Source organism: Mesorhizobium sp. C277A (assembly GCF_040324395.1).
GTDB lineage: Bacteria > Pseudomonadota > Alphaproteobacteria > Rhizobiales > Rhizobiaceae > Mesorhizobium.
On the sequence record NZ_JAMYVW010000002.1, the window covers coordinates 3,599,486 to 3,618,843 of the forward strand.

Consider the following 19,358-nt stretch of genomic DNA (forward strand, 5'->3'; position numbering starts at 1 on the left):
TGGAATCCGCGCGCGATCAGCGTGCGTATCGTCCGCCGTGCGTCTGCGGCGTCGGCGTGTGACGCTTGGCCGGCAGGACCGACCCACGCGGGTCGGATGTTGAGGTGACAGCGCCGCGTTCGGCCCAAGCCTGAAGATCGTCGACGGCATAGACGACACGGCCGCCGAGCTTGCGGTAGGAAGGGCCAGTGCCATAGGTACGGTGCTTTTCGAGCGTGCGGGCGGACAGGCTGAGGAAATCCGCGGCTTCCTTGGTGCGCAGGAAGCGCGGCGGCAAAACGGCGATATCGGGTCGCATGGGGCGGACCTCCGTGGGGTTTTGGGCAACCGCTGGCGTTCAGCGGTGGGCGGAGACCACGGTGGCGGAGAGTAAGCTTCGACAGGGATGGGGAAGTTGAGGGGGGCTAAAACTCCACCCCCCTTTGCGCGGCCAAACCCGCTAGGATCGACGGCGATGACGCAGGATTTGCAAATAGCCGCCGCCGATCATGGCGGTGGCGCCTTCGACCAGGCCGATCACCGCATCGCGCAGCGCCGAGGTCTTCCAGGGATCGGCGGCGACGCGCTTAGACCCGTAAAGCGCGATCGCAATGTCGCGGTAGCTCGCGCCATTCGAGTGGCCGTCAGCGGCCTGCATCATCAGTCGAAAGCGGCGGCGCTGCTGCGGAGTCATCCGCGTGTCCGAAGGTGTGGGGCGCCCCTGCAAGGAACGCCAGAAACGGGCGAGTGCTTCGATCCGTCCCAACGTCTCTGCATCCAGGGGGATCAGCGCCGCCAGGTTGCCGTGCGGGTCACTGTCGGGCAGAAGGAGAAGTTGGGTCGCGACACCTGCACTATGGACACTGTGGCGTCCTTCCGGGCTGTCATGGACCACGCCCAGGCCGGTCAACGGCACCGATCGCAAGGACGACAGGAATTCCGGCACCGGCACGAGTGAAACCACAGCTGGGTCGGCGTCAGGCGACCACAGCACGTCTTGCGCCAAAGCGGACAAATCCGGCCTGGCCGGGAAATCGCAACCCCCACTGCCGCTGTGCCTCAGGGTGGAAGGGTGTCTTTTCGGCTCTTGTGGTCAGGAGCGCTTGGTAGTGCCGTTGATAGGGTTCGTGACGCCGCAGACACTCCCAGGCGAGCCCTTCGATGGGTAATGTATCGAAATAGTCGTAACTGTCATTGTCTCGCCAATGCGACGTATCCGGCCTCATCCAAGAGCTCCTCGCAAACAACGCGTAAACCCCGCCTCCGAACGATTCCGTGTTGTAGCGATTGGCGGAAGACTCTTGCTGGGCATCGGGTGATGCCGCTTCGGCATCACCCGCGAACCACAGGTGCTGAGGTGCTAGCTGCCGGGTCGACGCAAGAGATGACGGTAGCCTGCACGCGCCATCCAGCGCGCTCGCGCCAGATGGCTGTCGTGGATGCGCCGGGCGCGTTGTGGCTCCTTCGTCAGATCAATGCCGAAGAGGATTTCGACCACCTCGCGCCAGTCCGCACCGTCGTCGGCGGCGTCAAGCAGGCGCATATAGAGCTTGACGTGGTCCCGATCGTATTCGGTGAGTTCGTCACTGGTCGGCGCGGTTTCGTCAAACGGCTCGATCATCGCTTGCCTCCTCTTCACACAGTGAGCCTGCATTTTATAGAAGCAATTTTGCCAGCGGAGGATGGTTGATCAGCATCGGGCGATGCGGTTTCGGCATCGCTCTCGGCTTGGGAGAACCGAACCGGACGTCCGCGGAAGAAGGCCCCGGCCTTCCGGCCGGGGCCTGCGCGGGTCCTTAGTCACCCCGCCGTGCGTTCGGGCGGGACCAGATAAGCGAGAAACCCTCACCTTCCTCGTCGTCGAAGAGGTTGGCGTAGATCGGGGCGTTGAAGCTCGGATCGTCGAGCTTGAGACCCAGGTAGTCGCGGCCCTCGTTGGAGGTCTTCGACCATGCGGCACCGATCTCGGCGCGGCCGACCAGCACCCGGTGGCTGGGAGCGTTCTCGCCAGTGGCGCGTGTGTCTGGGACGATGCGCACGTTCTTGGCCTGGACGCTGAGGGTGGTGATCGACAGCAGATGTCGTTTCGTCGAAAGAAATTCGGAGTCGCTGCAATCGGCCACAGCGCGCTTGAACAGGGCTCGCATGGCGAATGAGCGCGACCTCGCCGTTACCAGATCACAGACCAGCGAGGCATCTGTCGGCGCAAGTTGATTTGCGACGGCCTTTCGGATCGCAAAGCTTCGCGAACTCGGCTTTCTCAAAGCGGGTCAACGGCGCGGCGGCGGAAAATCAGGGGATTTGGGATTGGTCTTGGCCATGACTTCTGTACACGATTCAAAAATCATTCTTCGCCGCAAAAATTGCCGCATGCCGCATTCTGTGGTCGTTCGTCGACACGCAACCGACATGTCCCTCCGTCGCGCAGTCGCTGTGGTAATGGGGGTGCCACCGCCCCGGCGCCACTTGTGGCGAGTGTCGATCAGCCTGGCTGACTCATAGCAGCCCGAATGCCATTGCGGTGAGAAAGGCCACCACTAGCACCACCAGGACCCCAATAATCAGCCAGACGGCGCTCTTGGCGTCCATTTAGACCCTCAACTGTCGGTTCCATTGATCACATAGCGCGACGCGAAGACGCTCACCAGCCACTGTGACTCCAGCGGAGACGCGTCCTGGGCGAACTGACGGGCGTTTGTGGATAGGGACTACTGTGGGAGCGTGGGTTCGAAAGGTGGAAATATTCGCGCGCAAAAGGCCGGCCGGCTTACCGGCCTGTCGCGCGGTCAGTCTCAACTGGTTGCCGGCTTGGATGTAGGCGGCTCACGGCGAGCGAGCAGCTTGTCGATCCGCCTTCCATCCATATCGAGGATCTCGAAGCGCCAGCCCTCGTAGTCAAAGTGCTCACCGGCTTCCGGCAAGTGCCCAAGGCGGGACAAGGCGAACCCTGCGATAGTGTGAAAATCCCCTTTGGCAGACCCCGATCGGAATCCTAGGCGAGCGAACGCATCGTGCGCCAGCATCATTCCGTCGATGAGCAAGGACCCGTCATCGCGCTCGATGACATCAGGGTCCTCATTGTCCAGGTCAGGAAGGTCGCCTGCGATGGCTTCGAGCAGATCGGTCTGGGTGACGATCCCCTCCAGAGCGCCATATTCGTCGATGACGATCGCCAGGCGCACCGGCGTCCGCTTGAACTGATCGAGTACACGGAAAATCGGCGTTGCCTCGTGAACGATCAAAGGTTCTCGGATGACCGCCATCGGGTCAAGCGTTTTGCCGTCGAGCACCTGGTCGAGAAGGTCCTTCTTCAGAATCATGCCAAGCGGTTCGTCTATCCCCCCACGGCCGACCAGAAGCTGCTCATGGCGACATTGCCGGATGGTTCGCAGAATCTCGTCAGGGATGTCGTCGGTATCGATCCAGTCGATATCGCGTCGCGGTGTCATAATGTCGGCAATCCGCCGATCGCCGATGTTGAAGACACGCTCGACCAGTTCCTGTTGCGTCTGATGAAGGAGCCCTGCCTCCTGGCTTGCCGCCACGAGCAGCTTCAGCTCTTCGGGCGAATGCAAGGACTCCTCGCCTGTGCCCGGACGCAGACCGCACAGACGCAGCACCAGATTGCCTAGACCGTTGAGAACAAGAATCGCCGGCCTGAGCAGGAACAGGAACAGACCGAGAGGGCGGACGACCCGAAGTGCCGTGCTCTCGCTGCGCTGGAGCGCCAGACTTTTCGGCGCTAGTTCACCCAGGACAATGTGTAGCGCGGTTATGATGATGAAGGCGATTGCGACGGCAATGGTGTGCGAAGCTGCCGTGGCCAGCGACCCCATCACTCCCAAGAGGAGTGGCTCGATCAGATGAGCGAGTGCAGGCTCGCCGACCCAACCGAGCGCCAGCGATGAGATGGTGATGCCGAGCTGAGTTGCTGCAAGGTTCGCATCGAGATTCACCAAAGCCCGTTGAAGGAGGCTGGCGTTCGAGCGTCCAGCTGTAGCCAATTCGTCGACGCGGCTTCGTCTAACCGCGACCAGCGCAAATTCGGCGGCGACAAAGAAACCGTTGGCGCCTACGAGTAGGAGAACCAACAGAATTCCAAGAATGTCGCGTAGACTACCATCGTCCGCAGGCATGATATCCTCTTCATGAAACAGCCACTCTCATCTCTCAAGCGCGTATGCCGCCGTCGAGGAACCGCCGTTGGCCATCATTGCGCAGCGATCACCGCAGCTCCGCCTCTGACAATCAGGGGCAAGATAGCCAAATCCGCGCTGAGTATCCTACCCCCGCAAAAAATCCGCCGGCGCGAACCGGCGGGCCAGAAATCGGATAGAAAAAGAACCGGTCATGCCGGCCGAACTAAATGTGGCGTCTGGGTAGTCGAAGTCAATGGACCCGCCGCGTAGAGATCGCCTTTGATCCAGTGATTTAGCAATATCACCCCGATGCCGGCGAGGATCGCCAGCGCTATCATCCAAATGATCTTCTGACGGTCGCTCAATGTTCTAAACCCAAACCCGAACCGCGCGTGCCGGCACTTAATGGCACGACGTCGTTAATTGCAATGTGATCCCTATGAGAATCGCTGTGGCCTTTGCGGTCGGTCAAACTTCTCATTTCGACGAGATTTGCCAGACAGCCACGCCAGTAAGAATAAGGCCGGCGGTACCTTCGATAGTTCGCGATATCACATCGAACAGGCGCGGCCGACGGTCGAAGAAATGCACCAGCCGTTCCCGAAACAGGATCGACAGAACTGCCACGCAAGACAACGTCAGTGCCACGCCGGCCATCATGGTGATTGCAAAGAGTATGCCCGCGACCGGAACACCTCTTGAGATCGCGAAGGTCATCGCGAAGAGCGTCAATGGACATGGGATCAGGCCGGCCATGACGCCCACAACCTCGCCTTCATGCTGATGGTGATGACCGTGGCTGAGCGCCCGCCAAAGCATCCACAGACCAATTAACCCGAGCAGGCCACGACTGACATCCTCCAAAAGCGGCGCCCGGCCGACGCTGCCCAGCGCAATCGAGACCAATGGCAACGAGAGGGCTGCAATCACAACTGCAATCGTGACATGGGTGAAGGAGAGTGTCAGCGACACCAGTAGGCCGCGACGGATGCTGGCATCCGATCCGGCCAAATAGGTAGCCAGCACGGCTTTGCTGTGTCCGGGTGTCAAAGCATGCGCAGCTCCGAACAGGACACCCATCGGCAGGAAGGCAGTGAACGCCAGCCAGTCGCCCCCGGCTGACAGCAATTTGATCTGTTCGGCGAGCGCCAAGTATATCGTGCGTTGAAACTCGACCAGGGTTTGGAAAAACACGTTCTATCCGTTCCGCCGCTTCAACTGCACGTCAATTCAAGGCGTGTCGCGAATATCTTGCCGAGATCGGTTCCGGTCGGATCGCTGAAGAAGGCATCCGTCAATTTCGTCTGATTCTGTGCGATTGCGGTATTCGGATCGGGGCGGACGACGGCCCTCGTGCAATCTTTCGGTAGGCCAGCCACGGCGATCTTATCGTCATCGGTGAAATCGATCGCGGTGTAGAAGGTCGGATCGTAGACGCCGATGCTCACCTTGCCGGCGAGCGCCAACGTGTCTTTCGGCTGCGTCTCGAATTGGATGACGAGTTGATTGTTCTCGTAGCTAGTGACCAGCCTCGCCGGCGGCGTCATCGCCACGTCCTTGCCTTCCACAGTGACCATTTGGAAATAATTGTATTCTTCCAGTGAGGCATGGATGGTGAGGGCGGCGGCGTCGAGTTCTTCGGCGTCGAGAGTAAGGTCGGAATTCTTGTCGAACTCCATCAGCACCGTCGAGGAGAAGAGCTCGTCGAACCGCCAGAGATGCTTGAGCGACTTGACCGACTTGTCAGCGCCAACCGTTAGGTCCAAACGGGCTTCCGCGAAGACATGAGGATGAGCGCCGGCCGCGACGGTGGAGGCGAGCAGGAGCGCCATGCCAAAAATCGTGCTGGTCAGTCGCATTTGCGCTCGCTTTCTCGTCATTGCGCGCCAACCGAGTGATCTGGCAGCGCAAGCAGGCTAAATTGGGACGCGGCCCGCGAAGCCTTTTCAATCATCGACGATCGAACTTGCTATGATGGCGTTCGCTGTGCCCCGAACGGCTGGCGACGTCAAATGCACGAGCTGCTTGCGATTGCCCGCGATCAGTATGAACAGCCGGGAAACCTGCCTGCCCTTCCTCTCCTCGCCGATTTTTTCGGCGTCGGTGCGGTGGAAGAACCGTTTTTCAAACTCGGCGCGGTCGACATCAAAAAGCTTGAGCGAGCAGGTCTGGACGGACCTGCCGTCCATGGTCGCCCTGGTCACCGCGACCATCGTTCCGGCCGGAAGGTCGTCGCCGGTGACCTGCCATCCGCGGAACGCCTTCATGGCATCCACAGGAGCAAGTGCCGCGCCGTCGACGAGCGGCGTCCATCCGCGCGTCTTTGCCAATGTCGCGGTTCGCTCGAAGTCGGGGCCGTGCGCCAGGCATGTCGCGTGGAAGGCATCCAGCGCCCGGTCGACGCCATCGGCATGCGCAAGCGGTGATGCCAACCATGCGGCCGCAAGCGTCAAGGACAAGTAGGTCTTGGGCATTCGGTAGACTCGCGTATCGAAGCAGGCCGGGATAGCCAATCGGCAAGATAGCGCCGCGGCGGCTACGCACGCAATGCAGCGCGGCCCGCGACTACCGGCCCGCGCGTCTTCCTGGCGGCGGCGCGCCCGGTCCGGTCGCCGCGGCATGCCGCGCTCAGGCAGGCAGGATCTTGTCCGTGGTCGCGCGCACATAATCGAGGTTCATGGTCACGACGGCGCCGGTATCGTCGACCCTGAAGCCTGTCTCGACCAGTAGAGTTCCGACCGCATTCATGTCGATATGCCCGTGCCGATGGAGCCTCGGCAATCTGGATTCGTGCAGCGGCCTTCCGAAGTCGATCAGCAGCAGTCGGCCTCCCGGCTTCAGAACCCGCTCCGCTTCACGGAAGAAGGTCGATCGGTCGGGTTTCGGCAGGTGATGCAGCATGAGCGTACCGATCACGATGTCGAATTGGCCATCCTCGAAGGGAAGCTCCTGGGCCGTCGCCTGGACGAAGGTCAGATCAACGCCGGCTCGCGTAGCCTTGACGCGCGCCCTCTCGACCATTTCGACGGATGCGTCGACGCCCGTGACGCGTCCGACCGCTCCGACCAACCGTCTCGCGGCTATGGCAAGCGTGCCCGTACCGCAGGCGACATCGAGCATCGCCTCGCCGGGCTGGAGCCTTGCCAGACGCAGCATGACTTCACGGAACCGGTCCTCGCGGCCCCAAGTCAGGACGCGCGCAAGCAGGTCATAGCCGACCGCCCTATGCAGGACGATGCCGATGCCCCTTTCGCCGGCGCCATGCGCGCCGGCAGTCCGCATGTGATGGAAGCCGCCCCAGAGTGCGAATGCCGCGACCGCAGCGAGGATGAGGCCGTGGACTGCAGCCGTCCAAGCACCGGCATTGAGATAGCCGTCCCCGAAATGAAGCATTAGCAGAATACCGGCGACCAGCGACAGTTTGACGAGCACGGCAAGCATAATAACACCCTTTCGCGAATGCTGTCCGTTTCCAGCCCGATGACCAAATTGGTGCATTTCCTTTTGCCTCCTCGTCCGTTTCCGGAGTGCTCAAGGCATTCTTGAGCTTCTGAACTCGGCGTATCATACTGGACAAATTGTCCAGTAGCGCTGTTGCTGGACAACGGACCGCTGAACGTCCGAAACCGCACGGTGGAAAGAGCAATGACCATTAAAATCGAGCGGCCCCACGACAGGAGTACGATCGACCGTCGTGTCGCGCGCACGCGCGCCATGCTGCAGGACGCGCTGATTGCCCTGATCCCAGAGTGCGGCTATGCGGCTCTCACCGTGGAAGACATCTGCCAGAAAGCTGATGTCGGCAGGTCGACCTTCTATACGCACTATGCCGGCAAGGACGAATTGCGCAGCGCGGCCCTTGAGGCGCATCTGCTCTCGCTGAGCAGGCGCGTGTCGGCAGACGAAAAGACAGGCAACCGCCTGTTCGAATTCAGCCTGCCGCTGTTCGAGCACGCGCGGGCGTTCCGGTCGCTTCACAAGGCGCTACTTGCGAGCAGCGGCGACACGATCCACGATCAATTGCGTGAACGCATACGGCGCGCAGTGCGAACCGAACTGTCTGGCAAGCGGATCGGCGACGCGGGCGTGCCGCTGGGATTCGTCGTCGAGTTCATATCGGGAGCCTTTCTCTCGGTGCTTGCCTGGTGGATCGCCGAGGACTCCAGCCTATCGCCGGCCCAGGTGGACAACCTGTTCCAGCGGATGGCGGGTTCAGCTCTTCCGGGGCGGTCACCCTAGCAAGAGCTTCCAAATCCAGGTTGTGTGCGTCAAGTTCTGCAAAATGGGCGATCATGAAACTGGTCATGCGGCTTGGCGTAGAGCGAGCTTCTTGTGCTCGCGCAGATCATCCATGTTGATATAGCGGTTGGCCTCCATCCAGTTTTCGTTGGTTTCGACGGCCAGCGCCCTGACCAGGCGCAGGCAGCTTTCGGCGTTCGGGAAGATGCGCACGACATAGGTGCGCCGGCGGATTTCCTCGTTGAGCCGTTCAAGCATGTTGGTGGACTTGAGGTGCTTGTGATGCTGACGCGGCAGCCGGAAGAAAGTCAGCGTCTGTTCTATGGCTTCTTCCGCCCAGGTGGTCAGCCGCGGGTAGCGGGCGGACCATTTGGACAGCCACGCGGCGAGATCGGCCTTGGCCTCGGCGAGATCGCGCCGGTCGTAGAGCCAGCGCAGTTCCTGCAGACAATCGTCGCCGTGCTTCCTGGGCAGGTGATCGAGCGCGTTCCTGAGGAAGTGGACGTAGCAGCGCTGCCATGCTGCTTCCGGGATCACCTCGCCGATCGCCGCGACCAGGCCGGCATGGTCGTCGGACACGGCCAGTTCGACGCCCTTGAGACCGCGTCGTTTCAAGCCGACGAGGAAGTCCTTCCAGGCCGAGCGGCTCTCGCGATTGGCCATCTCCACGGCCAGGATCTGCCGGCGCCCGTCCCAGTCGATGCCGACCGCGATCAGCACCGCCTGGCTCATCACGATGCCGGCTTCGCGCACTTTCTCGTAGCGGGCATCGAGAATGAGGTAGGGGAATGGCTCCTGAAGCGGTCGTTCGGCAAACGCCTTCAGGCTCTCGTCCAAGCGCTTGTTGATGGCCGAGATCGACGAAGCCGAGAACGCATACCGCACAGCTCTTCCGTGATCGCCTTGACCTTGCGGGTCGACACGCCCTGCACATACATCTCCGCAAGCGTCGCAACCAAGGCCCGCTCCGAACGCTGGTAGCGCTCGAACAGCTCGGTGGAGAAGTGACCCGCCCGGTCCTGTGGAACCCGCAGCTCAAGCTTGCCCACCCGGGTGACCAGGGTGCGGCCGTAGTAACCCGAGCGATACCCAAGGCGCTCAGGCGTGCGCTCGCTCTTCGAAGCACCCAGCGCCTCCTCCATCTCGGCCTCGAGAACCTCCTGCATTACCGCACGGATCACTTCGTGCAGCCCCTCCGGGTTCGAAAGCAGAATGTCTTTGACGGCAGCGCTGGTCGATTTACCTTCTGTCTTGGTCATGGTGGCGTTCCTTCCAGGGAATCGGTGACGTTGAACATCACCAGCCTGCCATGACCGCCCTCTCTCAGCGAATTTGCAGAACTCTCAGCACACTACCCAAATCCAGATCTCGCGCCGGTTGAGGCTAACGTTCCTCGGGCGGCCGAATCTTGCGAAACGTCGTGAGCAAAGGATTTCGTAGATGGTGTTCAAGCCACCGGCGACGAGAATTGGTCAGCCGAAACCGGAAACGGCAAGCAGAGGTCCGGCGACCATCGGACTGACCGCCGAACCGCGTTCGGCCAGAGCCCCACTCGGACCGCCAATCTTCGTCGATTCAAAATCGCATGGCAACGAGTCGAGCTATTTCGGCCGGCGCTTGATCGGGGATGGCAAAGACGGAGCTGACGTTGATCTCACAAAGCGCATACGTGTCTTCACCTGACACAGTCCGTGGTCCGTAGAGAAAATCGGCATCCCAAATGATCGGCAGCGACCTGGCATCGATGCCTAGCACAGCCATCATTTGCGGCGTCCACCCGGTTTCCATATTGGTCCGCAGCGCCTGAAACGGTTCGGCCGTGGCGGGATGCATTATCCGCGGCCCTGGTTGCGCAGCCTCGGAACCTGGCCCTTCAGGAGGTGGTGGGATTAGGGCCTTGATGAACTGGTGGCCAAAGCCGACCACCTTGTCGGCGCCCATGTAACAGCGGATCATCCCGTCGGGTAAACGCGGTTGGAATGGCTGATCCACGATGCAGCCATCGGGTGTCAAATACACCTTGCAGCGCGCCATGAAATCCGGCAGTGCGAGTTCTTCCGGCATACTGCCGCGTCGCGCGTGCAGCACCCGAACCGCCGGCTCTCCGCCAGGAAGCGAACCGATCAGCTCGACCTTCCATACTCCCTGGCCGCCATTGCCGCGGTTCTGCTTCAGCACCCGTGGACCGGCCGTCCGAAGCCGCTCCGGAAAGGCCTCGCGAAAAGCCTCGGCGGAGCCGTAGAGGTAAGTATCGGTTCCCCATCCGAGATGCTTCGTACGGTGCAGAACTTCCTTCACGCCCATTTTCAGGATCACGTCTGGATGTGCACTCACCCAGGGGCCGCGTGCCGCCACGTCGCGCAGCAGCGGGTCGAGCACCGCACGGGTTTTTCCCTCGTGCAAGGGATCGACCCAGACCAGCACGCCGTCCGTCGCCAGGAGCTGGGTCCGAACCTCCTCGGCAAACTCTTCGTCATAAACGGCCGGTTCGGCGTGAACACCGATCGCAGCGAGTTCCTCGAACACGCGATGAAACCGGTTGTTCTGCGGTGTCGCCGTGCGACGCGCCTCCCGGTCACCGCGCCAGACCACAGCCACTCGCCTCGTGCCCATTATACCTCGCCTCCTACTTGCTCGCCCATCAGGCAGCCCCGATACGAAATAGACTGCGATGCTCGCATCCGAGCAGAAAGATCGCCCTAGACCGAGCCCGCCGCGACGCCGAAAAGCACGCCCAGGATCGAACATGCCGCTAGCACCGGAATCACGCCGACCTTGAAGCGGAATACCGCCAGCATCGCACCGAGGGTCAGTACGAGAGACGGAATGTTGAGGGAACCGAGGACTGGCACGTCGAGCCTCATGCCCAGCAAGCCGATCTCATGCAAATCGCGAAACAGGACATGAAGCGCGAACCACACCGCGAGGTTCAGGATCACTCCAACCACCGCTGCCGTGATGGTCGACAGTGCGGCTGACAGGGCCTTGTTGCTGCGCATCGTCTCTATGTACGGCGCGCCGAGAAATATCCACAGGAAGCACGGGACGAAGGTCACCCACGTCGTCAGAAGGCCGCCGAGCGTTCCAGCGACCAACGCGTTAAGAACCCCCGGCTCCCGGAATGCTCCCATGAAACCAACGAATTGAGTGACCATGATCAGCGGACCCGGCGTTGTTTCGGCCATACCCAGGCCATCCAGCATTTCTCCAGGCTTCAGCCAGCCATAGTGCTCGACTCCTTGCTGGGCGACATAGGCAAGCACCGCATAGGCCCCGCCGAACGTCACCACCGCCATCTTGGAAAAGAAGATGGCGATGTCGGTGAAGACATTGGCTTGCCCAAGAAACAGCAACAAGAAAAGGACCGGAACGAACCATAGCAGCAGAAACACCGCCGCAATCTTCAGCGACCATTCGATGGATGGCCGGGCATGCGCCGGCATCCCTTCGCCAAGCGCCGAGTCGACATCATCGACCTGCTTGCCACCAAGCTTGCCATGTCCATTGCCTGGCTGGAATGCGGCCCAACCCATCTTGCCCCCGACGTAGCCGATCACGGCCGCAACCAGGATGACCAGCGGGAACGGTGCATGGAAGAAGAACAGGGCGATGAAGGCTGCCGCAGCGAGGCCGACCATCACATTGTTCCTGAGCGCCCTCCTGCCGATCCGCAGGACAGCTTCGAGCACGATGGCCAGAACCGCCGCCTTCAGGCCGAAGAAGAGCGCCTGGATAGCGCCAACGTTGCCGAAGATGGCGTAGATCCAGCTCAGGACCATGATGGCGACCGCGCCTGGCAGCACGAACAGGATTCCCGCGACGAGGCCGCCTTTGGTCTTGTGCATGAGCCAGCCAATATAGATGGCCAATTGCTGCGCCTCCGGACCGGGCAGCAGCGTGCAGTAGTTGAGCGCATGCAGGAATCTCGTCTCGCCGATCCAGCGCTTTTCCTCAACGACGATCCGATGCATCATGGCGATCTGGCCGGCCGGGCCGCCGAAGCTGAGCATTGCAACGCGGGCCCATACTCGCATGGCGTCCGCAAACGAAATGTCATGGTCGTGGGTTTCGGCCAGAGATGGCGGCGTCGTGACGGACTGCTCCAGATTGGCCATAGTTTGAGTCCCTGCGGTCATCCGCGTTTCTTGCGGAAATACTGATAGAGGTTGTCGAAGACAGGAGCGCCCTGCGCGATCCGCTGTTCGTCGCTCTCGTTCGCCATGGCAATGCCTGCAATCAGACTGGCAATCCCAGTCGCCTCCTCGCGACCGAACTTGTTGTCCTTGAGGTCGATGTCATGGACGATCTCGGCGATGGCCTGGAGTGCCGGATCATTGATGCCGGCGCGGGTAAGCAGAACTTCGAAGCTGCAGCGATCGCCCTCATGGGTGATTTCGCCTTCGAACATGTCGAAGCGCAATTCCCCCTCCTTTGGCACGTATCCCTTGCCCGCTACGAAGCGGATGATCGCGTCAGCATCGATGAACCGGCGGATCAGCCAACTGCAGGCGATGCGGTCGACATGCACGTCCCGGCGCGTGACCCAGATTCGGCCCTTGAGCTCGCTCGGCTCGGCGGCCTTCTTCGGTTCCTTGGTCATGGCCTTGTCCTCTGTAAGCTGTGTTTCAAGTTCGGCGATCAGTCCCTCGATCGTGAGGCGACCGCTGGCACCAAAAAAGTCGATCATCACCACTTCAGTGAGCCGCTTGCGCAAGCGACCAAGTTGCGGACGCGCTTCTGCATGTTTTTCCGATGTCGCGTCGGCCCCAATCGCTGCAGCCAGCTCGCGCGCTTCCCCAGCGATCTCCGCATAGTCGGCATCACGGGCCGCGTCGAACATCGCCCGCACCTGCGCGTCCGACAGACCGTCGACAAGGCGCGCCTCGCAAATCATGGCCTCGCCGCCGCCGGCGACGATCTCCTTCAGAAGCCATTCGAAATCCTCCTGCATCTCGGTATTGGCCGGCAGGGCGTAAACGGTGCTTTTGACTGCGACCGCGCCGATGCCTTGCAACCGTCGCCAGATCTTCACCCGGAAATAGGCGGGCTTGCTTGGCAGCTGATAGATCAGGAGCAGCCAGCGCTGCTCCTGCGATTGCCCCTCACTCATAAGTGAACCGTATCATGGACTGAATTAGATGCAACACTTGTATCATGGCCGTGCGCAAACCATACTAAATGGCCGCAAGATCCGCAGAGACACCATACTTCAATGCGGGCGAAGCTCATCGTCGGTTGTCGAACCGCCCCAGCGCACTTCCGGGCGATGAAAGAAAGCTCATGTGGCGCCCCTCGAACGTCGTCCGGCAGGAATGGAGGCCCCGGAAGTAATGGCGACGGCACCTTCGTGTACACAGTCACGGACAATCTCATCACACGCCTCGCCATCAAGGCTGGTGTCACCGACAACGGTCGCGTCGAGGTGACCGCGGGCCTTTCGGAAGCGACATCGGTGGTGACAACCACCCAAGGCGTGCCGCCCCTGAGGACTGCGGTTCAGCCGCAGATGGTTCGCTCCTCGTCCTTGGTGGAATACCCGGCGCAGCTGGGATCGATTCCCTCTCGCCCATAAGTGACCCGTATCAAACGCCTGAGCAAGATGCAACACTTGTATCATTTCTCGTTTGGGCATAACGTGCGCCTGCTCACGGATGGGCCGTGCCGCCGAGCGAGGAAATCCAATGCCGCACCAGATCATGCCGCTGCCGTTCAAGCCGCCCAGGCTCGTCGGACTGTCCGAACGCCTGCTGGCCAGCCATTATGAAAACAATTACGGCGGTGCGGTTCGCCGCCTCAACGCTATCGAACAGCGGCTCGATGAACTCGACTGGGGCGCAGCACCCGTCTTCGACATCAACGGGTTGAAGCGCGAAGAGCTGGTCGCGGCAAATTCGGCGATCCTGCACGAGATCTATTTCGATGGGCTCGGTGGTTCCGGCGATGCCGGAGGCGATCTTGCCGCAGCACTGGAGCGCGACTTCGGCAGCGTGGCGGCATGGCGCGCCAAGTTCATGGCTTGTGCTAAGGCGCAGGCCGGAGGCTCGGGATGGACGCTGCTGACCTGGTCGGAGCGCCGCGATCGGCTGACGATTCAATGGGCGGCGGATCACACCAATTGTCTCGCCGGCGGCATGCCGATCCTCGCGCTCGACATGTACGAACATGCCTACCACCTCGATTTTGGCGCCAAGGCTGGCGCCTATGTCGACGCGTTCATGAAGAACATCCATTGGGAGCGGGTCGCCGCCCGCCACCGGCGGGCTGTCGCGCAGCGCGATCCTTCAACAGGACCTGCATCGGACAATAAGGTTCCAACTGTTGCGCCAGAGGAACTGCGGGCCCGACTCGACCAGGGCGAAGATCTGGTCTTGCTCGACGTCTGCCTGGCCGACGATCTGGCAAAACGCAGCGATATGCTGCCGGGCGCCAAGCTCCGCGCTCCCGAGACCATTGCCGATTGGGCCGATGAACTGCCGAGGGACAGGCCTGTCATCGTCTATTGCGTCTACGGCTTCCAGGTCAGCGGCGACGCAGTCGCCGAACTGCGTCGCCGCGGCGTCGATGCAACGGCGCTCTCAGGCGGCATCGCCGCCTGGCACGCCATCGGCGCGCCAACCGTCCCTCTGGTGATGAGCGAAGAAAGGATTGCGTCATGAAATGGGTTACCCGTGAACGCCCGGTCATCGACCGCATCGCCTGCCCCTGGCTGATTGCACGCTTCATCGACAAGGAACCTGATTTCCTGTTCGCGGCACCTGATCAGGTGATCCGTGTTGCCCAGGAAGCGGGCGCGACACCCTACGACGTGCCCGGCGTCGAATTCACCCATGTCGGCGACGGTTGCAGCTTCGACACCTTCGTCTCGAAATTCGGCCTCGATCGCGACCCGGCGATCGTGACCATTGCCGCGATCGTGCGCGGCGCCGACACGGATCGGCACGATCTCACGCCACAGTCTGCAGGACTGCTCGCGATCTCCATGGGGCTGCGGGACGTGACGCCCGACGACCACGAGATCCTGAAGCACGGCTTCGTCATTTACGATGCGCTTTATGCCTGGGCCTCACGACGCAAGGCGGAGACCCATAGCTGGCCACCCGTCACGAAGCCGGCGGCGGCCTGAAGTAGCGGGCAACGAGGGCAGATCAAGTCGGCACTCAAATCACCGGCCGCCGCTCGCCGTCGGCCAGGTGGCAGGCCGCGACCCCGCCATGCGGCACCGAGCGCAACATCGGCTCCTCGGTCCGGCAGACATCGATCGCCACAGGACAGCGGGTGTTGAAGCGGCATCCCGGTGGCGGCGCGCTGGGGCTTGGAGGGTCGCCCGCGAGGATGATTCGGCGACGGCCGGCCTCGATACGAGGATCCGGCGAAGGAACCGCCGAAAGCAGTGCCTGGCTGTAGGGATGGGCCGGCTCGCGAAACAGCGGCCGCGTCACGCCGGCTTCCGCGATGCGGCCAAGATACATCACCGTCACGTTTGAGCAGACCTCGCGCACGATCGCCAGGTCATGCGCAACGATGACGATGGTAAGGCCAAGCTGTATCTGCAATGATGTGAACAGGTTGACGATCTGCGCCCGGATCGAAACGTCAAGCGCGCTGAGCGGTTCGTCGCAAACCAGGATCGATGGCTTCAGCGCAAGCGCGCGAGCGATCGAAACGCGCTGGCGCTGGCCGCCGGAAAGCGAACGCGGCAGGCGGTCGAGCACGGTCGCTGGCAGCGCCACCAGATCCAGCAGCTCGCCGATACGGCGCCGGCGGTCGGCCGGAGATCCGAGGCGATGGATCTGCAGCGGCTCTTCCAGCGTCTGGTAGACGGTCTGGCGACGGCTCATCGAGCCCAGCGGATCCTGGAAGACGAACTGGACCTCGCGGCTGAACGATTTGCGGTCCGACTTCAGCCACTGGGCGCGATCCCGCCCCGAGATCAGCACCGTACCCTCAGTCTCCTTCTGCAGGCCGACGACGCTGCGAGCCAGCGTGGTCTTGCCACAACCGGATTCGCCAACGATGCCATGGAAGGCACCACGCGGAATGGTCAGGTCGATGCCGTCGACCGCCCGCACGGCGCCTGTGCCGGAGCGGTTGGCGAAATGGACCTTCAGGCCCTTGACCTCAATCGCCGCAATGTCAGCCATGGACTGCTATCCCTTCCCGCCTCAGCACCACCGGGCATCCCACCTTGTGCGGCGTCCCGCCCGTCGAGATCGTCTGGAGCGGCGGCCGATGCACGCGGCATTCGGGCTCAACCAGTTCGCAGCGGGCGGCGAAACGGCAGCCCGGCTCCAGCCTGATCTGGTTCGGCGGCAAACCTGGTATTTCCTTGGTCGCGGCGCGTTCGTCGGCGCGGAAATCCGGTACAGAGGCAAGCAGCCCGCGTGTATAGGGATGCGTCGGCCGCGTCAGCACATCCATCGCGGTCCCCTCCTCCGCCACCTGCCCGGCATAGAGCACCATGACCCGGTCCGCGACCGAGGCGACGACGCCGATGTCGTGCGTGATCAGCACGACCGCGATGCCTTCCTCGCGCTGGATCTGGCGGATGAGCTCCAGGATCTGCGCCTGCACCGTGGCGTCCAGCGCAGTGGTCGGCTCGTCGGCGATCAGCACGCGCGGCCGGCTTGCCAGGGCCAGTGCGATCATGGCGCGCTGCAGCATGCCGCCAGACATTTCATGCGGATAGCGATCGTAGCGGTCTTCCGGGTCAGGGATGCCGGTGCGGGCGAGCAGCGAGACCGCTTCCTTGCGGGCATCCGCATGCGAGAGATTGGCAAAGCGGCGCGCCTGGCGCGCCAGTTGCGGTCCGATCTTCAGCATCGGGTTCAGCGCGCTCATCGGGTCCTGGAAAATGACGCCGAAATAGCGGCCGCGAAGGTCAGACAAGCGCCTGGACTCCATTCCGACCAGTTCGCTCGCTTCGGCTCGGGCCGATCCCTTGATGTCGACGGTGACGCCCTCGGGCAGCAGGCCGAGCGGCCCAAGCGTCATGACGGTCTTGCCCGAACCGCTCTCGCCGACGACGGCGACTGTCTCGCCGGGACGGACGTTGAACGACACCCCATCGACCGCGCGCACGGAAACGGTCGTGGCGTAGAGATCAATGACCATGTTTTCTATGGAGTAGATCGGCTCGTCGCTCATGGCGCGGCTGTTCCCGTTTCGACGGCGTTCCGCTCCGCTTCCTCAACGGCGCGCGCCTTGCGACGCTTGCGCAGCAAACCGCCGCGCACCGGCCTCGGCACCTTTTGCAACGCGAAGGTCTCGCCCAGCAGATTGAAGCTGACCACCACCAAAGTGAGCGCAAGGCCCGGAAGGACGACCAGCCTCGGGTATTCCTCAATGTAGCTCATGCCGTCGACCAGCATCTGGCCCCATTCCGGCGCCGGCGGCGCGACGCCCAGGCCGAGGAAGCTCAGCGTCGCGATGGCCAGGACAAGGGCGCCAGCATCGGCGCTGGCATAGACCACGACGAGGGCCAGGACATGCGGCAGGATATGGCGCACAAAGATCCACAGATGGCTGGCGCCCATCACCCTTGCCGCTTCGATATAGGGCTGTTGCAATTCGGCGGTGACCACTGCGCGGCTCATGCGGGCATAGTTCGCCCACCACGCCAGCGTCAGCGCCGTGATCATCGACCAGTAGCCGGTGCCGAGAATGCCGATCAGCGCCAGCGCGATCACCAGGCTTGGCAGCGCCAGCGCGATGTCGATGAGGCTGATCAACACCAGCTCGACGCGCCCGCCGACATAACCGGCGAACGAACCGATGCTGACGCCGATGGCAAGTGCGGCCACCAGCACGATCACCATCGCCACCAGCGATATGCGGGCGCCGCCGATGATGCGGCTCAGAATATCGCGGCCGAGATAGTCGGTGCCCAGCCAGTGAGCCCAGCTCGGTCCCGCAAGCGTGACGTCGTAGTCTTGCGCGCCGGGATCGTAAGGCATGATCGAGGGACCGAGCACACCGACCGCGACAAAGAAGACGACTGGCAGCAGCACCAGCCAGGGCCAGTCCTTCATGCTCCTGAACAAGGACGTGTTCATCGGATCAAGCTCCTCTCGCCCTACGCATGCGCGGGTCGACAAACATGCAGATCACGTCAACCATCAGGTTGACGACAACGAAGAACACCACGAACAGCAACAGAACCGACTGCATGCCGACGAAGTCGCGGAAACGGATTGCATCGATAAAGAAGGCGCCGACGCCGCGCAGCGCAAACACCGTTTCAACCACGATCGAACCGATGATCATCAGCGTGAACTGGGCGCCGAAGGTGGTCAGGAACGGGATGGCGATGTTGGGCAGAGCCTCGCGCATCAGCACCTGTGTCCTCGTGTAGCCCTTCGCGAACCCCGTCGTGGCGAAGGGTCGCGACATGGCCTCCTGGAGGTTGACGCGGACGACGCGGCTCAGCACCGATGCCGGAAACAGGGCGATTGTCACCCACGGCAAGAGCCACGAGGTGAAGCCGCTGACGCCGAAGGTGGGCAGCCAGCCCAGCATCACCGAAAAGACGATGACCAGCAGCGCCGCCACGAAGAAGTTCGGCGTCGAGGCGCCGACCAGCGAGAAGGCGTGGAGGAACCGGTCCAACGCGCCACCATTGCTGACCGCACCGGCAACGCCGAGCGCCAGCGACAGGAAAAAGGCGAGAATGCCGCCGCCCGCAAGCAGCGCCGCCGTCATCGGGATTCTGGCGGCGAATTCCTGCGCGATCGGCTTGCCGGTGCGCAGCGAGACGCCGAGATCGCCGGTGATAGCGCTGAAAAGCCATCGGCCGTAGCGGACCGGCAGCGGATCATAGAGCCCGAGGTCCTCGCCGATCTTCTTGATCATTTCGGCATCCGCGCCCGGGCCTGCCGCACGCTCGGCCATGAGCGCGGCGACGTTGCCCGGCGCCCCGGCAACCAGGGTAAAGGTCAATGCCGATGCCGCCACGACAAGCAGACAGGCAAGCAACATCCTTCGCAGAATCGTGCGTCTCATCGG

General features: G+C 62.2%; 20 protein-coding genes and 1 pseudogene. 3 read left to right on the top strand and 18 right to left on the bottom strand.

The features are described from left to right. Positions 1–16: 16 nt before the first annotated feature. The 10 genes from NKK52_RS17820 to NKK52_RS17865 form a co-directional block, all read right to left on the bottom strand. Entirely contained in the window at positions 17–298 is a 282-nt protein-coding gene (locus tag NKK52_RS17820; RefSeq protein ID WP_023685963.1) for a helix-turn-helix transcriptional regulator, read from the bottom strand. 141 nt (positions 299–439) lie between these two features. Then, positions 440–985 carry a DUF2285 domain-containing protein gene (locus NKK52_RS17825; protein WP_023685962.1) on the bottom strand — a complete coding sequence of 182 codons (546 nt, stop codon included), beginning with the start codon at positions 983–985 and terminating at the stop codon, positions 440–442. Continuing rightward, on the bottom strand, positions 957–1,205 hold the full coding sequence (locus NKK52_RS17830; protein ID WP_084634080.1) for a transcriptional regulator domain-containing protein: 249 nt from the start codon (positions 1,203–1,205) through the stop codon (positions 957–959). The genes NKK52_RS17825 and NKK52_RS17830 overlap by 29 nt, the downstream gene beginning before the upstream one ends. Positions 1,206–1,339: 134 nt before the next feature. After that, a complete protein-coding gene (locus NKK52_RS17835) occupies positions 1,340–1,600 on the bottom strand; it encodes a DNA -binding domain-containing protein (protein ID WP_023685961.1) in 261 nt (86 codons plus the stop codon). Between the two features lie 175 nt (positions 1,601–1,775). Continuing rightward, entirely contained in the window at positions 1,776–2,126 is a 351-nt protein-coding gene (locus NKK52_RS17840) for a DUF736 domain-containing protein (RefSeq protein WP_245263177.1), read from the bottom strand. Positions 2,127–2,771: 645 nt separating this feature from the next. Then, positions 2,772–4,115, bottom strand: a complete 1,344-nt coding sequence (locus NKK52_RS17845; protein ID WP_023685959.1) for a hemolysin family protein — start codon at positions 4,113–4,115, stop codon at positions 2,772–2,774. A gap of 480 nt (positions 4,116–4,595) precedes the next feature. After that, a complete protein-coding gene (locus tag NKK52_RS17850) occupies positions 4,596–5,312 on the bottom strand; it encodes a HoxN/HupN/NixA family nickel/cobalt transporter (protein WP_023669894.1) in 717 nt (238 codons plus the stop codon). Between the two features lie 20 nt (positions 5,313–5,332). Then, positions 5,333–5,977, bottom strand: a complete 645-nt coding sequence (locus tag NKK52_RS17855) for a DUF1007 family protein (RefSeq protein ID WP_023685958.1) — start codon at positions 5,975–5,977, stop codon at positions 5,333–5,335. A gap of 87 nt (positions 5,978–6,064) precedes the next feature. Further along, on the bottom strand, positions 6,065–6,592 hold the full coding sequence (locus tag NKK52_RS17860; protein WP_023685957.1) for a hypothetical protein: 528 nt from the start codon (positions 6,590–6,592) through the stop codon (positions 6,065–6,067). A gap of 154 nt (positions 6,593–6,746) precedes the next feature. Beyond that, entirely contained in the window at positions 6,747–7,559 is an 813-nt protein-coding gene (locus NKK52_RS17865; protein ID WP_023685956.1) for a class I SAM-dependent methyltransferase, read from the bottom strand. A 204-nt stretch (positions 7,560–7,763) separates the two neighbouring features. Here NKK52_RS17865 and NKK52_RS17870 point away from each other — a divergent pair, with 204 nt between their 5' ends. After that, positions 7,764–8,357: a TetR/AcrR family transcriptional regulator gene (locus NKK52_RS17870; RefSeq protein ID WP_156939323.1), complete on the top strand. Its 594-nt coding sequence runs from the start codon at positions 7,764–7,766 to the stop codon at positions 8,355–8,357. 63 nt (positions 8,358–8,420) lie between these two features. Here the strand turns inward: NKK52_RS17870 and NKK52_RS17875 are convergent. From NKK52_RS17875 to NKK52_RS17890, 4 genes and pseudogenes are all read right to left on the bottom strand, one after another. Continuing rightward, positions 8,421–9,616, bottom strand: a pseudogene (locus NKK52_RS17875) (IS256 family transposase). A 316-nt stretch (positions 9,617–9,932) separates the two neighbouring features. Further along, positions 9,933–10,970 (bottom strand): Cj0069 family protein, encoded by a 1,038-nt coding sequence (locus NKK52_RS17880; protein WP_031203999.1) that lies wholly within the window; start codon positions 10,968–10,970, stop codon positions 9,933–9,935. Between the two features lie 86 nt (positions 10,971–11,056). Further along, entirely contained in the window at positions 11,057–12,472 is a 1,416-nt protein-coding gene (chrA, locus tag NKK52_RS17885; RefSeq protein ID WP_023683315.1) for a chromate efflux transporter, read from the bottom strand. Between the two features lie 17 nt (positions 12,473–12,489). Then, the gene (locus tag NKK52_RS17890; RefSeq protein WP_023683316.1) at positions 12,490–13,467 is read right to left on the bottom strand and encodes a chromate resistance protein ChrB domain-containing protein; all 978 of its coding nucleotides are present in this window, start codon (positions 13,465–13,467) and stop codon (positions 12,490–12,492) included. Between the two features lie 571 nt (positions 13,468–14,038). Here NKK52_RS17890 and NKK52_RS17895 point away from each other — a divergent pair. Both NKK52_RS17895 and NKK52_RS17900 read left to right on the top strand, forming a co-directional pair. Beyond that, on the top strand, positions 14,039–15,013 hold the full coding sequence (locus NKK52_RS17895) for a Fe-Mn family superoxide dismutase (RefSeq protein WP_031204003.1): 975 nt from the start codon (positions 14,039–14,041) through the stop codon (positions 15,011–15,013). After that, a complete protein-coding gene (locus NKK52_RS17900) occupies positions 15,010–15,480 on the top strand; it encodes a chromate resistance protein ChrB domain-containing protein (protein WP_023669885.1) in 471 nt (156 codons plus the stop codon). The genes NKK52_RS17895 and NKK52_RS17900 overlap by 4 nt, the downstream gene beginning before the upstream one ends. A 34-nt stretch (positions 15,481–15,514) precedes the next feature. Here the strand turns inward: NKK52_RS17900 and NKK52_RS17905 are convergent, their stop codons facing one another. From NKK52_RS17905 to NKK52_RS17920, 4 genes are read right to left on the bottom strand one after another with little or no spacing between them, the layout of a single operon-like run. Continuing rightward, positions 15,515–16,498 carry an oligopeptide/dipeptide ABC transporter ATP-binding protein gene (locus NKK52_RS17905; protein WP_023683318.1) on the bottom strand — a complete coding sequence of 328 codons (984 nt, stop codon included), beginning with the start codon at positions 16,496–16,498 and terminating at the stop codon, positions 15,515–15,517. Then, entirely contained in the window at positions 16,491–17,501 is a 1,011-nt protein-coding gene (locus tag NKK52_RS17910; RefSeq protein ID WP_023683319.1) for an ABC transporter ATP-binding protein, read from the bottom strand. Before NKK52_RS17910 ends, NKK52_RS17905 begins: the two co-directional genes overlap by 8 nt. Beyond that, a complete protein-coding gene (locus NKK52_RS17915) occupies positions 17,498–18,409 on the bottom strand; it encodes an ABC transporter permease (protein WP_023669882.1) in 912 nt (303 codons plus the stop codon). Before NKK52_RS17915 ends, NKK52_RS17910 begins: the two co-directional genes overlap by 4 nt. 4 nt (positions 18,410–18,413) lie before the next feature. After that, positions 18,414–19,355 (bottom strand): ABC transporter permease, encoded by a 942-nt coding sequence (locus tag NKK52_RS17920; protein WP_031204005.1) that lies wholly within the window; start codon positions 19,353–19,355, stop codon positions 18,414–18,416. Positions 19,356–19,358 lie beyond the last annotated feature (3 nt).

Coding starts and splice junctions, on each gene's coding strand:
- NKK52_RS17855 (WP_023685958.1), bottom strand. CDS start 5,977: ATGCGACTGACCAGCACGATTTTTGGCATGGCGCTCCTGCTCGCCTCC.
- NKK52_RS17865 (WP_023685956.1), bottom strand. CDS start 7,559: ATGCTTGCCGTGCTCGTCAAACTGTCGCTGGTCGCCGGTATTCTGCTA.
- NKK52_RS17835 (WP_023685961.1), bottom strand. CDS start 1,600: ATGATCGAGCCGTTTGACGAAACCGCGCCGACCAGTGACGAACTCACC.
- NKK52_RS17870 (WP_156939323.1), top strand. CDS start 7,764: ATGACCATTAAAATCGAGCGGCCCCACGACAGGAGTACGATCGACCGT.
- NKK52_RS17915 (WP_023669882.1), bottom strand. CDS start 18,409: ATGAACACGTCCTTGTTCAGGAGCATGAAGGACTGGCCCTGGCTGGTG.
- NKK52_RS17820 (WP_023685963.1), bottom strand. CDS start 298: ATGCGACCCGATATCGCCGTTTTGCCGCCGCGCTTCCTGCGCACCAAG.
- NKK52_RS17890 (WP_023683316.1), bottom strand. CDS start 13,467: ATGAGTGAGGGGCAATCGCAGGAGCAGCGCTGGCTGCTCCTGATCTAT.
- NKK52_RS17860 (WP_023685957.1), bottom strand. CDS start 6,592: ATGCCCAAGACCTACTTGTCCTTGACGCTTGCGGCCGCATGGTTGGCA.
- NKK52_RS17880 (WP_031203999.1), bottom strand. CDS start 10,970: ATGGGCACGAGGCGAGTGGCTGTGGTCTGGCGCGGTGACCGGGAGGCG.
- NKK52_RS17900 (WP_023669885.1), top strand. CDS start 15,010: ATGAAATGGGTTACCCGTGAACGCCCGGTCATCGACCGCATCGCCTGC.
- NKK52_RS17905 (WP_023683318.1), bottom strand. CDS start 16,498: ATGGCTGACATTGCGGCGATTGAGGTCAAGGGCCTGAAGGTCCATTTC.
- NKK52_RS17895 (WP_031204003.1), top strand. CDS start 14,039: ATGCCGCACCAGATCATGCCGCTGCCGTTCAAGCCGCCCAGGCTCGTC.
- NKK52_RS17845 (WP_023685959.1), bottom strand. CDS start 4,115: ATGCCTGCGGACGATGGTAGTCTACGCGACATTCTTGGAATTCTGTTG.
- NKK52_RS17840 (WP_245263177.1), bottom strand. CDS start 2,126: ATGCGAGCCCTGTTCAAGCGCGCTGTGGCCGATTGCAGCGACTCCGAA.
- NKK52_RS17920 (WP_031204005.1), bottom strand. CDS start 19,355: ATGAGACGCACGATTCTGCGAAGGATGTTGCTTGCCTGTCTGCTTGTC.
- chrA (WP_023683315.1), bottom strand. CDS start 12,472: ATGGCCAATCTGGAGCAGTCCGTCACGACGCCGCCATCTCTGGCCGAA.
- NKK52_RS17910 (WP_023683319.1), bottom strand. CDS start 17,501: ATGAGCGACGAGCCGATCTACTCCATAGAAAACATGGTCATTGATCTC.
- NKK52_RS17830 (WP_084634080.1), bottom strand. CDS start 1,205: ATGAGGCCGGATACGTCGCATTGGCGAGACAATGACAGTTACGACTAT.